Origin of the sequence: Citrobacter sp. Cpo090, from assembly GCF_030332665.1 — a bacterium.
Classification (GTDB): Bacteria; Pseudomonadota; Gammaproteobacteria; order Enterobacterales; family Enterobacteriaceae; genus Citrobacter; species Citrobacter portucalensis.
On the sequence record NZ_JAOWHK010000031.1, the window covers coordinates 147,331 to 159,785 of the forward strand.

A 12,455-nucleotide genomic window follows, 5' to 3' on the forward strand; every position below is an offset into this window, starting at 1 on the left:
CATGGACAAAACGTTGTACGAAAAATTGTTTGATGCGCACGTCGTCTTTGAGGCGCAAAACGAAACCCCACTGTTGTACATCGACAGACATCTGGTGCATGAAGTGACCTCTCCGCAGGCGTTTGATGGTCTGCGCGCGCATGGCCGTCAGGTGCGCCAGCCGGGTAAAACCTTTGCCACCATGGATCACAACGTATCTACCCAGACCAAAGATATCAACGCGTCAGGTGAGATGGCGCGCATCCAGATGCAGGAGCTGATTAAGAACTGTAACGAATTTGGCGTCGAGCTCTACGATCTGAACCACCCGTATCAGGGTATCGTTCACGTGATGGGACCAGAACAAGGTGTGACGTTGCCGGGTATGACCATCGTCTGCGGCGATTCCCACACCGCTACACACGGCGCGTTCGGCGCGCTGGCGTTTGGCATTGGCACCTCTGAAGTTGAACATGTTCTGGCGACGCAGACCCTGAAACAGGGGCGCGCCAAAACCATGAAGATTGAAGTCAACGGTAAAGCAGCCCCTGGCATTACCGCCAAAGATATCGTGCTGGCGATTATCGGTAAAACCGGTAGCGCAGGCGGTACCGGACACGTAGTTGAGTTTTGTGGCGAAGCCATCCGTGCATTGAGCATGGAAGGCCGGATGACCCTGTGCAACATGGCCATTGAAATGGGTGCCAAAGCGGGTCTGGTCGCACCGGATGAAACGACCTTTAACTATGTGCAGGGTCGTTTACACGCACCGAAGGGCGAGGATTTTGCCAACGCGGTTGCGTACTGGAAAACGCTGAAAACCGACGACAACGCAACGTTTGATACCGTCGTTACCCTGCAGGCAGAAGAGATTGCGCCGCAGGTCACCTGGGGAACGAATCCAGGTCAGGTCATCTCGGTGAACGATAATATTCCCGACCCGGCGTCATTTGCCGATCCCGTTGAGCGCGCATCGGCTGAAAAAGCGCTGGCGTATATGGGGCTGAAACCGGGTATTCCGTTAACGGAAGTCGCTATCGATAAAGTGTTCATCGGTTCCTGCACCAACTCGCGTATTGAAGATTTACGCGCCGCGGCAGAAATCGCCAAAGGGCGCAAAGTTGCGCCGGGCGTGCAGGCACTGGTGGTGCCGGGCTCTGGTCCGGTGAAAGCGCAGGCGGAAGCAGAAGGTCTGGATAAGATCTTCATCGAAGCCGGTTTTGAATGGCGTTTACCGGGCTGTTCCATGTGCCTGGCCATGAACAATGACCGCCTGAATCCTGGCGAACGCTGCGCATCCACCAGTAACCGTAACTTTGAAGGTCGTCAGGGCCGCGGTGGTCGCACGCATTTAGTCAGCCCGGCTATGGCCGCCGCTGCCGCCGTTACCGGTCATTTTGCCGACATTCGCAGCATCAAATAAGGAAACTACCATGGCAGAGAAATTTACCCAGCATACCGGCCTGGTTGTCCCACTGGATGCCGCCAACGTTGATACCGACGCAATTATCCCTAAACAGTTTTTGCAGAAGGTTACGCGCACCGGTTTTGGCGCTCATCTGTTTAACGACTGGCGTTTCCTGGACGAAAAGGGGCAACAGCCGAACCCTGAGTTCGTTTTGAACTTCCCGGAATATAAAGGGGCATCCATTCTGCTCGCACGGGAAAACTTTGGTTGCGGCTCTTCACGCGAACATGCGCCATGGGCGCTGACCGATTACGGCTTTAAAGTGGTGATCGCACCAAGCTTCGCCGACATCTTCTACGGCAACAGTTTCAATAACCAACTGTTGCCGGTGACCCTGAGCGACGCGCAGGTAGATGAAATGTTCGCACTGGTGAAAGCCAATCCGGGCATTAAATTTGAAGTGGATTTGGAAGCGCAGGTAGTAAAAGCAGGCGATAAGTCCTACAGCTTTAAAATCGACGACTTCCGCCGCCACTGCATGCTGAACGGTCTGGACAGTATCGGGCTGACGCTGCAGCATGAAGCGGCTATCACCGAGTACGAAGACAAGCAGCCAGCATTTATGCAGTAATCTCTCCCGCTGGTCACCGCACGGTGGCCAGCCCCTTCTCTTCGCCTACAGCGTATCGCCGTAATAGATTTGGTAGCCAAGATTGACGCTGCCCGGCGCATCTTTCCCGTTCAAACGCTTAATCAGAATATCCGCCGCCGTTTTGCCAATCTCAAAGCGTGGCGTAATCACGCTGGCGATTTTTTGCAGCCGCGCACGGCCAATTTCCAGCCCGTGGAAACCGGCAATCGCCATTTTTCCCGGCACATCGTACTGCTGTGCCTGACACTCCAGCAGCGCGCCAACCGCCAGGTCATCGTTGGTACAGAAAATAGCGTCAATATCCGGCTTTTCCGCCATCGCCTGCTGGAACATCTTGCGTCCCAGCGCCACCGACGAAATAGTTTTTGGCGCCAGGTGGTACGCTTCCAGTCCCTGCGCCGCCAGCGCTTTCTCGGTGCCGCGAAAACGGCTAAGGTCGCGGGGGTCGTCCATCGAGCCAAAGAAAGCAATGCTGCGTTTGCCGCTGTCGATAAAAGCCTGCGTCATTTCAAATGCGGCTTTTTCGTTATCAAACCCAACCTGAATATCAAGATACTGGCCGCTAATATCCATCAGTTCCGCCACCGGTACGCCGCTGGCGCGTACGTATTGGATCATCCGCTCGGTATGCAGCTTTCCCGTGAGGATCAGGCCGTCGATATTGTAAGAGAGCAGATTCAGCACCTCGCGTTCTTCACGCTCGGCATCATATTCGTAGTTGGCGATCAGCGTCTGGTACTGGCAGGCCGAGGTGACGGATTCAATCCCCGCCAGCACGTCGGCAAAGATCTGATTACGAAACGAGGGGATCAGCACACCAATGGTTTTGCTGCGTGCGTTGAGCAGAATTTCCGGGGCGCGGTTAGGAATGTAGTTGTTCTCTTCCATGATTTTCGAAATCAACTCACGACTGCGTTGCGACACCTGATTCGGGTCACGCAGATAACGGCTGACCGTCATCTTATTCAGCCCGGCCAGATTAGCGATATCCTGTAATGTCATCCGATTGTTTTTCATGAGGTTCTCTACGACCAACAGCCTATTCTGCTCGCAGAGAACCTTATCACAGCCGGTTAGCGACTGCACTCCTCGCTCAACCTTAACGCGTAGCCATCTCAGCCGACGGCGACGTGGTTTCATTTTGTGCACGAACGCAGTACATCAGCACCACCGACGCCAGCAGAGCAATTGCCATAAAGGTGTAGGAGACACCCGGCCCGCCGGTCACGCCGTTAAGGTAACCCACCAGCCACGCGCCGAGGAATGCCCCTAACGCGCCAAAACTGTTGATCATCCCCATCGAGACGCCGGAGACGTTGCGCGGCAGCAGTTCGGGGATCAGCGCAAAGAACGGCCCGTAAGGCGCATACATACAAGCAGCGGCCACAACCAGCAGCGCGTAGGAGAGCCAGAAAGACTGGTTGCCCAACAACCATGAGGCAAAGAACGCGATAGCGGCAATCAACAGCAACGGCCAGATAAACAGCTTACGGTTCTGGAACTTATCGGACAGCCAGGAGACAGTCAGCATCAGGCAGATCGCCGCCAGATACGGCACCGCTGCCAGCCAGCCCACCGCCACGATGTCCATCTGAGCTGCGTTTTTGAGGATTGACGGCATCCACATCATGAAGCCATACACCCCGATGCTCCACAGCGCATGCACCGCGCAAAGCATAATGACGCTGCGTGAACGCATCGCTTCACCGTAGTTACGCATCGGTTTGATGTCGCGCTGCTCGCGATCCATCGCCTGCTGTAATGCCTGTTTCTCCTGCTCGCTCAACCAACCCGCATCCGCCGGTTTGTCGCGTACCAGAATCACCCAGCAGAACGCCCAGATCACCGCCGGGATACCTTCGATAATAAACATTTCGCGCCAGCCCCAGGCTTCAATCAGGTAGCCGGAAACTATCGACATCCATAGCACTGTGACCGGGTTGCCGAGAATTAAAAAGGTGTTGGCGCGCGAGCGTTCAGTTTTGGTAAACCAGTTGCTGATATAAATCAGCATCGCGGGCATCACCGCCGCTTCGACGATGCCGAGAATAAAGCGGATCGCCATCAGCGTTGGGATATTGCTGACAAAGCCGGTCGCCGCGGCACAAAGCCCCCAAAGGATCAGGCTGTAAAAAATCATTTTGCGCACGCTATGCTTAACGGCGTACATCGCGCCCGGCACCTGGAAAAAGAAGTAGCCCAGAAAGAATAACGCGCCAATTAACGATGCTGTTCCCTGAGTAATCCCCAAGTCATGTTCAATACCCGCGGCAGCGGCAAAGCCGTAATTGGCGCGATCGAGATAAGCTAAGCTGTAGGTAATAAAAATAATCGGCATTAAATACCACCAGCGACGCGCTGGCAGTTTTGCGAGCATATTCATACTCACTCCTTGGATTATTGTTTTCGCTGTCAGGCCGCGTCTGCGGCCCATTATTTATCAGACCGCGGCAAGCATGCCGCCGTCCACAAACAGAAGATGCCCATTCACAAAATCAGAAGCTGGCGCGGCAAGATAAACCGCCGCGCCGATCAGCTCTTCCGGGTTACCCCAGCGAGCGGCGGGCGTGCGCTGGAACAGCCAGGCAGAGAATGCTTCATCGTTGACCAGCGCAGTGGTCATGTCGGTGGCGAAATAGCCAGGAGCAATACCGTTGACCTGAATATTGTATTCAGCCAGTTCCACGCACATGCCACGGGTTAACATTTTGACTGCACCTTTTGACGCCGCGTATGGGGTAATGGTTTTACGACCTAATTCGCTTTGCATTGAGCAGATATTAATAATCTTCCCGCGGCGGCGTTGCACCATGTAGCGGGAAACCTGCTGCGACACCAGAAATACCGATTTCTGGTTTACATCAATCACTTTGTCCCATTCAGCCTCCGGAAATTCGGTGAAGGGATAACGACGCTGGATTCCGGCGTTGTTAATTAAAATATCAATGGCCCCAACTTCCTTTTCGATTTGCGCGATGGCGCGCGCCACCTCTTCCCCGTTGGTAACATCAAATCCATAGCCCACGGCGCGATAGCCTTCGGCAACCAGCTTGTCCGCCGCCGCCTGCGCCCGCTGCTGGGTGATGTCGTTAATCACAATCTCAGCACCGTGCGCCGCCAGACCGCTGGCCAGCAGGTTACCAATGCCCTGAGCGGAACCGGTAATCAACGCGCGTTTGCCGGTAAGGTCGAATAGGTTTTTCATAAAAAACTCCTTTTTTAATAACTGTTACGCGTAACTGTATACGCGTAACAGTAAAAAAAAGAAGATCCAGGAAGAGGAAAATGATCGTTATGTGATCAATGTTACATTTACGTGCAAGATGAAAAAAAGAGGGATAGGCCTGATAAACATAACGCGATCAGGCCGTAGGGACAGGTTGCCGGATGGCGGCGTAAACGCCTTATCCGGCCTACAAAAACGAATACAAAATATCGCCAGGCCGAGCGCTGCAACGCCGGGAAATTCCCGGTACGTATTAAACGTCCTTCACCCGCCCGGTCATCCACAGCGTAACCACCGAAATCGCCGCAATCACCCAATAGACAGCATAATGACCGTAGCTTTGCGCAACGGCTCCCTGAATCACCCCTGCCAGAATGACTCCCGTTGAAATACTGTTGGTAAATAATGTGGTCGCTGACCCCGCACGTCCGGGCATCAGATCCTGAAACCACAGCATGCCTATCCCGGCGATAATACCGATAAATACCGCGTTAAACAGTTGCAGCACCAGCAACGCCGTACGGCTGTGAAAGAAGATCAAACCAAGATAAAACAGCACGCCTGCAGCTACGGCCGCGATCATCATTCGCCGTTTGCCAAAGCGCTTCACATAATAGCCCGCCAGAATCATCGCCGGAATTTCCAGCCCAGCCGCCGTCCCCATCAGGATCCCGGCCAGCTTGTCCGGCAAGCCCAGCTCAAGGCTTATCCACAGCGGCATATCGATGATGTACATGGTGTTGCAGGTCCACATCAGCGTGGAGGCAATAAACAACATGCGCACATTTTTGTTCTGCCAACCGCCGGTCTGTTCCAGCGGCACGTCTACAGGCTGCTCCACCCGAGCAACAGACGGCAATATCAGCGCAATCAGCACCAGGCTAATGGCAAAAATCCCTGCGGCAATGGAAAACATCGCCGTAAAGCCGTAATTCAGCGCCAGCATGAATGCCAGCGGCGGTCCAATCACCCAGGCCAGCGAAAGCTGCGCACGCATCACCGAGCTAAACATCACCACTTCACGCGCGGAGTTATCAGCATATTCCCGCGCCAGCGCAAACAGCTGCGGCATGGCGGTGTTCGCCAGCGAGGCCAGCAGCACACCACAGGTGATCAGCGTGAGATAGTGGCGATTAAAGGCAAACAGCAGCGCGTTGCCAATTGCCATCAGGCAGCAGAACATGATCAACTTACGTCGATCGCCCTGGCTGTCAGATCGTTTCGCGAGGCCAAGGCTGACGACGATCCCGACAATCGCATTGACGGTGTAAAATAGCCCGACCCAAAATGGCTGCGCCCCGACTTCACGGCTCAGGAACAGACTCAGCGTGGGTGCCTGCAATGCCCCCGCCACGCCCATCATAAAAGCGACCAGCATAAATGCCGCGTAAACGCCGTTGAGGCGCCGTCCCATGGTCATAATCCAGAGCATATCTTTCCTTTTAAGCGCAGCTGAAACGAAAAAAGCCAGCAGATAATACCTGCTGGCGGGTGAACGAGGCTGTATCCTGCCATTATATCTGGCATCGACGCTGGGTAAAAAACGCATAATCCAGGCGGAGGGCGCTGGGTATAGAAATCTATTCCCAAGCCTGACAACGCAGAGTATGCGTTTTTTACACGCGTTCCGGAGGGCTGGGGCCATTTTTTCACATAGCTGTGTTGCTCACACCTTATTTGGTCCACCAAATTTCACTATTCGCGCCTTGCCATGTGAAAAAATTGCCACCAGCGATGCTCAGAGATAATGGCAGGATACAGCCTGCACCAATACTCAGTCACACATGATGTCTGCAATAATTCCCAATTCAGGAGTCAGTTGTCATCTCCCACTGCATCAGCTCTTCGAGCATCTTTAAGCGCTGCGGTGCGCTCAGGCAAGCCAACCAGGACGATTTTTCTGTCGCGGTAAAGTACTTCAACCAGAACTGACGCATAGATGACCCCTTCGTTGTCTCATCGCTTCATCGGAATCTATTATTGGCTTAATATAGGGATTATAAAATTGCTGAGTTTTCCGCAGGAGTTCCCCTTTTATGTCTTCTGGTCGTTTGCAACAACAGTTCATCCGTCTGTGGCAATGCTGTGACGGCAAGACGCAAGACACGACGCTCAACGAGCTAGCGGATCTGCTGAGCTGCTCGCGCCGCCATATGCGTACGCTGCTTAATACCATGCAAGATCGCGGCTGGTTAACGTGGGAAGCTGAAGTTGGACGAGGTAAACGCTCGCGACTGACATTCCTCTATACCGGGTTAGCACTCCAGCAGCAGCGCGCGGAAGACCTACTGGAACAGGATCGCATCGATCAACTGGTGCAACTGGTCGGTGACAAAACGGCCGTCCGGCAAATGCTGGTCTCCCACCTTGGCCGCAGCTTTCGCCAGGGTCGGCATATCATGCGCGTTCTCTATTATCGCCCCATGCACAACCTGCTCCCCGGCACGGCATTACGCCGCTCCGAAACCCATATCGCCCGGCAAATCTTCAGTGCCTTAATTCGGGTAAATGAGGAAAATGGGGAACTGGAAGCGGACATTGCCCATCACTGGCAGCAAATTTCACCTTTGCATTGGCGGTTCTTCCTGCGCCCGGGGATCCATTTTCATCATGGTCGCGAGCTGGAAATGGAAGATGTTATCGCCTCGCTGAGGCGCATTAACACCCTGCCGCTGTATTCACACATCACGCAGATCGTCTCTCCCACGGCCTGGACGCTGGATATCCATCTGGCCCAGCCAGACCGCTGGCTTCCCTGGCTATTGGGTCAGGTCCCCGCCATGATCCTGCCGCGAGAATGGGAAACACTAAACAACTTCTCCAGTCACCCGATTGGTACCGGTCCGTATGCAGTAATACGCAACACCAGTAACCAACTGAAAATTCATGCATTTGATGATTATTTTGGCTACCGGGCCTTGATCGACGAAGTGAACGTTTGGGTATTACCCGACATCGGAGAAGAACCTGGCGGCGGGTTGACGCTAAAAGGTCCCACAGAGGATGAAAAGGCGATCGAAAGCCGCCTCGAAGAAGGCTGCTACTACCTGCTGTTTGATGCGCGTAGCCACCGTGGCGCTAATCAGGAGGTACGCGAGTGGGCAAGCCGCGTTCTCTCGCCAACGAATTTAATCTGCCACGCCGACGAACAGTACCAGCGACTGTGGTTTCCCGCGTATGGTTTACTCCCCCGCTGGCACCACGCGAAACCTGGCCACGGTGAAAAACCCGCAGGCCTGGAAACGCTGACAATCACCTACTATCGCGATCATATCGAACACCGGATTATCGCGCAGATTATGAAAAGGTTGCTGGCGGAACATCAGGTACAACTGAATATTCAGGAGATCGACTACGATCAATGGCATGCAGGTGAAATCGTCAGCGATATCTGGCTCAACAGCGCCAACTTTACCCTCCCGCTGGACTTTTCGCTGTTCGCCCATTTGTGCGAAGTCCCGTTGCTGCAAAACTGTATCTCGCGGGACTGGGAAAACGATGCGGCTCGTTGGCGAACGGGCGAAATGAGCCTGGCAGCATGGTGCCAACAGTTGCTCGCCACAAAGGCCATTGTGCCATTAATCCACCACTGGTTGATCATTCAGGGACAGCGCAGTATGCGCGGGCTGCGCATGAATACCCTCGGCTGGTTTGATTTTAAATCGGCGTGGTTTGCTCCGCCGGATCCTTAGATCCGGCTCTTGATTGCCGCATAGCAACAAAATCATTACACTAACGCCGTTCTCAACGGGGTGCTAAATAAAAAACATACACAAAATCATTCGATCTGTGTATGGGCTGAGAGATACCCGTCGAACCTGATCCGGATAATGCCGGCGAAGGGATTTGAGGCTTATCTCAAGTCCTTTGCCACCCAACTCTTGAGGTGCAAAGTGTTTAAAAAATGTCTTCCGCTATTACTGCTGTGCGCAGCGCCTGTCTTCGCCAAACCTGTACTGACCGTCTATACCTACGACTCGTTCGCAGCTGACTGGGGCCCGGGCCCAACAATCAAAAAAGCCTTTGAAGCTGACTGCAACTGCGAGCTAAAACTGGTCGCGCTGGAAGATGGCGTCTCGCTGCTTAACCGCTTGCGCATGGAAGGAAAAAACAGCAAAGCCGACGTCGTGCTGGGTCTGGATAACAATCTGCTGGAAGCGGCCACGCAAACCAAACTGTTTGCCAAAAGTGGTGTTGCAAACGACGCCGTTAACGTACCCGGCGGCTGGAAAAACGATACCTTCGTTCCGTTTGACTACGGCTATTTCGCTTTCGTTTATGATAAGAACAAGCTGAAGAATCCGCCCAAAAGCCTGAAAGAACTGGTAGAGAGCGACCAAAAATGGCGCGTCATTTATCAGGATCCGCGCACCAGCACGCCAGGTCTGGGTCTGCTGCTATGGATGCAGAAAGTCTATGGCGATAAAGCGCCAGAGGCGTGGCAGAAGCTGGCGGCAAAAACCGTCACCGTCACCAAGGGCTGGAGCGAAGCCTACGGCCTGTTCCTGAAAGGTGAAAGCGATCTGGTGCTCAGCTACACCACCTCTCCGGCCTATCACATCATCGCCGATAAAAAAGACAACTACGCCGCAGCCGACTTTAGCGAAGGCCATTATTTGCAGGTGGAAGTCGCCGCCCGTACTGCGGCCAGCAAGCAGCCGGAACTGGCCGAGAAATTCCTGAAGTTTATGGTGTCTCCGGCATTCCAGAATGCGATTCCCACCGGCAACTGGATGTATCCCGTGACGCAAGTCGCCCTGCCGCCAGGATTCGAGCAACTGAATAAGCCAGCTACCTCGCTGGAATTTACGCCACAGCAGGTTGCGGCTCAACGTCAGACATGGATTAGCGAATGGCAACGCGCAGTCAGCCGTTAATTCCCGGCTGGCTGGTTCCAGGGCTTACCGCCGCCACGCTGATGGTGGCCGTTGCCCTGGCCGCATTTCTGGCACTGTGGTTTAACGCCCCGCAGGGAGAGTGGCTCTCGCTGTGGCAAGACGACTACCTGTGGCACGTGGTGCGCTTTTCTTTCTGGCAGGCTTTTTTATCCGCAGTGCTGTCGGTTGTTCCGGCGATTTTCCTTGCCAGAGCGCTCTATCGTCGCCGTTTTCCAGGACGTCTGGCGCTGTTGCGTCTGTGCGCGATGACGTTAATCCTGCCAGTGCTGGTCGCGGTATTCGGTATTCTTAGCGTCTACGGCCGCCAGGGTTGGCTGGCCTCGCTCTGGCATACACTCGGGCTGGAGTGGACGTTTTCGCCATACGGTTTGCAGGGCATTCTGCTGGCGCATGTCTTTTTCAATCTGCCGATGGCCAGCCGCCTGCTGTTACAGTCGCTGGAAAACATTCCCGGCGAACAGCGGCAGTTAGCCGCTCAGCTGGGTATGCGTGGCTGGAATTTCTTCCGTTTTGTTGAATGGCCGTGGCTGCGTCGTCAGATCCTGCCCGTCGCGGCACTCATCTTTATGCTGTGCTTCGCCAGTTTCGCCACCGTTTTATCGCTGGGCGGCGGGCCACAGGCCACGACCATCGAGCTGGCTATTTATCAGGCGCTGAATTTTGATTACGATCCTGCCCGCGCGGCCATACTGGCGTTGATCCAGATGGTTTGTTGTTTGGCGCTGGTGCTCCTCAGTCAACGTCTGAGCCGCGCGATTGCTCCCGGTGCTACCCTGGTACAAGGCTGGCGCGATCCCGACGATCGCCTGCACAGCCGACTGGCTGATGCAATCCTGATTATTCTTGCCCTGTTGCTGTTACTGCCGCCGCTGCTGGCAGTGATTGTCGATGGCTTAAACCGCCATGTTCTGGATGTACTGATGCAGCCAGTGCTGTGGCAGGCGCTGGGAACCTCGCTACGCATTGCCCTGGCGGCAGGTGCGTTATGCGTCGTACTCACCATGATGCTGTTATGGAGCAGTCGTGAACTCCGTGCCCGACAGCAGTTGCTGGCAGGCCAGATGCTGGAGTTGAGCGGCATGATGATCCTCGCCATGCCGGGCATCGTGTTAGCTACCGGCTTCTTTCTGCTGCTCAATAACACCATTGGGCTTCCCGAATCTGCCGACGGCATTGTTATTTTTACCAATGCGTTGATGGCGATCCCTTATGCACTGAAGGTGCTGGAAAACCCAATGCGTGACGTCACTGCGCGCTACAGTATGTTGTGCCAGTCGTTGGGCATTGAGGGATGGTCGCGCCTGAAAGTGGTTGAACTGCGCGCCCTGAAGCGCCCGTTGGCGCAGGCGATGGCGTTTGCCTGCGTTCTGTCGATTGGCGATTTTGGCGTAGTAGCGTTATTTGGTAATGAGGATTTCCGCACCCTGCCGTTTTATTTATATCAGCAGATTGGCTCTTATCGCAGTCAGGATGGCGCAGTTACGGCGTTATTACTGCTGATCCTGTGCTTTACGCTGTTTACCGTTATTGAGAAATTGCCGGGTCGAAATGTTAAAACTGATTGATATCACATGGCTTTATCACCATCTGCCCATGCGCTTTACGCTGTCGGTCGCGCGCGGCGAGCAGATTGCAGTGCTCGGCCCCAGCGGCGCCGGGAAAAGTACGCTTTTGAATCTGATTGCCGGCTTTCTCACGCCCGCCAGCGGTACCATGATGATTGAAGGTGAAGATCACACCGCCACGCCGCCCTCACGCCGACCCGTTTCCATGCTGTTTCAAGAAAATAACCTGTTCAGCCACCTGAGCGTGCAGCAAAACATTGGCCTGGGCCTTAATCCGGGATTGAAGCTGAACGCATCGCAGCGGGAGAAAATGCACCACATCGCCCAACAAATGGGGATCGACTCACTGCTGGAGCGACTCCCCGGCGAGCTTTCCGGCGGACAGAGACAGCGCGTGGCGCTGGCGCGTTGCCTGGTGCGGGAACAACCTATTTTACTGCTTGATGAACCGTTCTCTGCGCTCGATCCTGCGCTGCGCCAGGAGATGCTAACGCTGGTCGCCGAGGTCTGTCGCGAGAAGCAGTTGACGTTACTGATGGTTTCTCACAGCGTAGAAGATGCGGCGCGAATTGCGTCCCGCTCAATTGTAGTCGCCGACGGGCGCATCGCCTGGCAGGGCAAAACGGACGATCTGTTAAGCGGCAACGCCAGCGCCTCGGCGCTATTGGGCATTAAAGCATAATGCGTTGCCGGGTGACGGCGTGAATGCCTCATCCGGCAAAGGTAT

General features: G+C 54.5%; 11 protein-coding genes and 1 riboswitch. Of the genes, 6 read left to right on the plus strand and 5 right to left on the minus strand.

Annotated features, from left to right (window positions below; all coding sequences use genetic code 11):
• Position 1 precedes the first annotated feature (1 nt).
• Both leuC and leuD read left to right on the plus strand, forming a co-directional pair.
• On the plus strand, positions 2-1,402 hold the full coding sequence (leuC, locus tag OGY83_RS15675; RefSeq protein ID WP_286636268.1) for a 3-isopropylmalate dehydratase large subunit: 1,401 nt from the start codon (positions 2-4) through the stop codon (positions 1,400-1,402).
• A gap of 10 nt (positions 1,403-1,412) precedes the next feature.
• Entirely contained in the window at positions 1,413-2,018 is a 606-nt protein-coding gene (gene leuD / locus OGY83_RS15680) for a 3-isopropylmalate dehydratase small subunit (protein ID WP_003829572.1), read from the plus strand.
• A gap of 45 nt (positions 2,019-2,063) precedes the next feature.
• Here the strand turns inward: leuD and idnR are convergent, their stop codons facing one another.
• The 5 genes from idnR to sgrT form a co-directional block, all read right to left on the minus strand.
• A complete protein-coding gene (idnR, locus tag OGY83_RS15685; protein ID WP_079937093.1) occupies positions 2,064-3,056 on the minus strand; it encodes a DNA-binding transcriptional regulator IdnR in 993 nt (330 codons plus the stop codon).
• An 82-nt stretch (positions 3,057-3,138) separates the two neighbouring features.
• Positions 3,139-4,422, minus strand: coding sequence for an MFS transporter (locus OGY83_RS15690; RefSeq protein WP_003829574.1), 1,284 nt, complete (start codon positions 4,420-4,422; stop codon positions 3,139-3,141).
• 57 nt (positions 4,423-4,479) lie between these two features.
• Complete coding sequence (gene idnO, locus OGY83_RS15695) at positions 4,480-5,244, minus strand: gluconate 5-dehydrogenase (protein WP_123268699.1); 765 nt, start codon at positions 5,242-5,244, stop codon at positions 4,480-4,482.
• A 274-nt stretch (positions 5,245-5,518) separates the two neighbouring features.
• Positions 5,519-6,697 carry a sugar efflux transporter gene (locus OGY83_RS15700; protein WP_191234190.1) on the minus strand — a complete coding sequence of 393 codons (1,179 nt, stop codon included), beginning with the start codon at positions 6,695-6,697 and terminating at the stop codon, positions 5,519-5,521.
• 376 nt (positions 6,698-7,073) lie between these two features.
• Complete coding sequence (gene sgrT / locus OGY83_RS15705) at positions 7,074-7,202, minus strand: glucose uptake inhibitor SgrT (RefSeq protein ID WP_286636270.1); 129 nt, start codon at positions 7,200-7,202, stop codon at positions 7,074-7,076.
• A 99-nt stretch (positions 7,203-7,301) separates the two neighbouring features.
• Here sgrT and sgrR point away from each other — a divergent pair, with 99 nt between their 5' ends.
• The 4 genes from sgrR to thiQ all read left to right on the plus strand — a co-directional run bounded on the left by sgrR (position 7,302) and on the right by thiQ (position 12,410).
• On the plus strand, positions 7,302-8,957 hold the full coding sequence (gene sgrR / locus OGY83_RS15710) for an HTH-type transcriptional regulator SgrR (RefSeq protein WP_286636272.1): 1,656 nt from the start codon (positions 7,302-7,304) through the stop codon (positions 8,955-8,957).
• Between the two features lie 46 nt (positions 8,958-9,003).
• A riboswitch (TPP riboswitch) is annotated at positions 9,004-9,128 on the plus strand.
• Positions 9,129-9,158: 30 nt separating this feature from the next.
• Positions 9,159-10,142 (plus strand): thiamine ABC transporter substrate binding subunit, encoded by a 984-nt coding sequence (gene thiB, locus OGY83_RS15715; RefSeq protein WP_286636273.1) that lies wholly within the window; start codon positions 9,159-9,161, stop codon positions 10,140-10,142.
• A complete protein-coding gene (gene thiP, locus OGY83_RS15720) occupies positions 10,118-11,728 on the plus strand; it encodes a thiamine/thiamine pyrophosphate ABC transporter permease ThiP (protein ID WP_286636275.1) in 1,611 nt (536 codons plus the stop codon). The genes thiB and thiP overlap by 25 nt, the downstream gene beginning before the upstream one ends.
• Positions 11,712-12,410: a thiamine ABC transporter ATP-binding protein ThiQ gene (gene thiQ, locus OGY83_RS15725; protein ID WP_079937101.1), complete on the plus strand. Its 699-nt coding sequence runs from the start codon at positions 11,712-11,714 to the stop codon at positions 12,408-12,410. Before thiP ends, thiQ begins: the two co-directional genes overlap by 17 nt.
• Positions 12,411-12,455: the final 45 nt, after the last annotated feature.

What these genes read in the sequence shown, in the direction of transcription:
- OGY83_RS15690 (WP_003829574.1), bottom strand. Translation starts at nt 4,422, where the DNA reads ATGAATATGCTCGCAAAACTGCCAGCGCGTCGCTGGTGGTATTTAATG.
- idnR (WP_079937093.1), bottom strand. Translation starts at nt 3,056, where the DNA reads ATGAAAAACAATCGGATGACATTACAGGATATCGCTAATCTGGCCGGG.
- OGY83_RS15700 (WP_191234190.1), bottom strand. Translation starts at nt 6,697, where the DNA reads ATGCTCTGGATTATGACCATGGGACGGCGCCTCAACGGCGTTTACGCG.
- leuC (WP_286636268.1), top strand. Translation starts at nt 2, where the DNA reads ATGGACAAAACGTTGTACGAAAAATTGTTTGATGCGCACGTCGTCTTT.
- sgrR (WP_286636272.1), top strand. Translation starts at nt 7,302, where the DNA reads ATGTCTTCTGGTCGTTTGCAACAACAGTTCATCCGTCTGTGGCAATGC.
- sgrT (WP_286636270.1), bottom strand. Translation starts at nt 7,202, where the DNA reads ATGCGTCAGTTCTGGTTGAAGTACTTTACCGCGACAGAAAAATCGTCC.
- idnO (WP_123268699.1), bottom strand. Translation starts at nt 5,244, where the DNA reads ATGAAAAACCTATTCGACCTTACCGGCAAACGCGCGTTGATTACCGGT.
- leuD (WP_003829572.1), top strand. Translation starts at nt 1,413, where the DNA reads ATGGCAGAGAAATTTACCCAGCATACCGGCCTGGTTGTCCCACTGGAT.
- thiP (WP_286636275.1), top strand. Translation starts at nt 10,118, where the DNA reads ATGGCAACGCGCAGTCAGCCGTTAATTCCCGGCTGGCTGGTTCCAGGG.
- thiQ (WP_079937101.1), top strand. Translation starts at nt 11,712, where the DNA reads ATGTTAAAACTGATTGATATCACATGGCTTTATCACCATCTGCCCATG.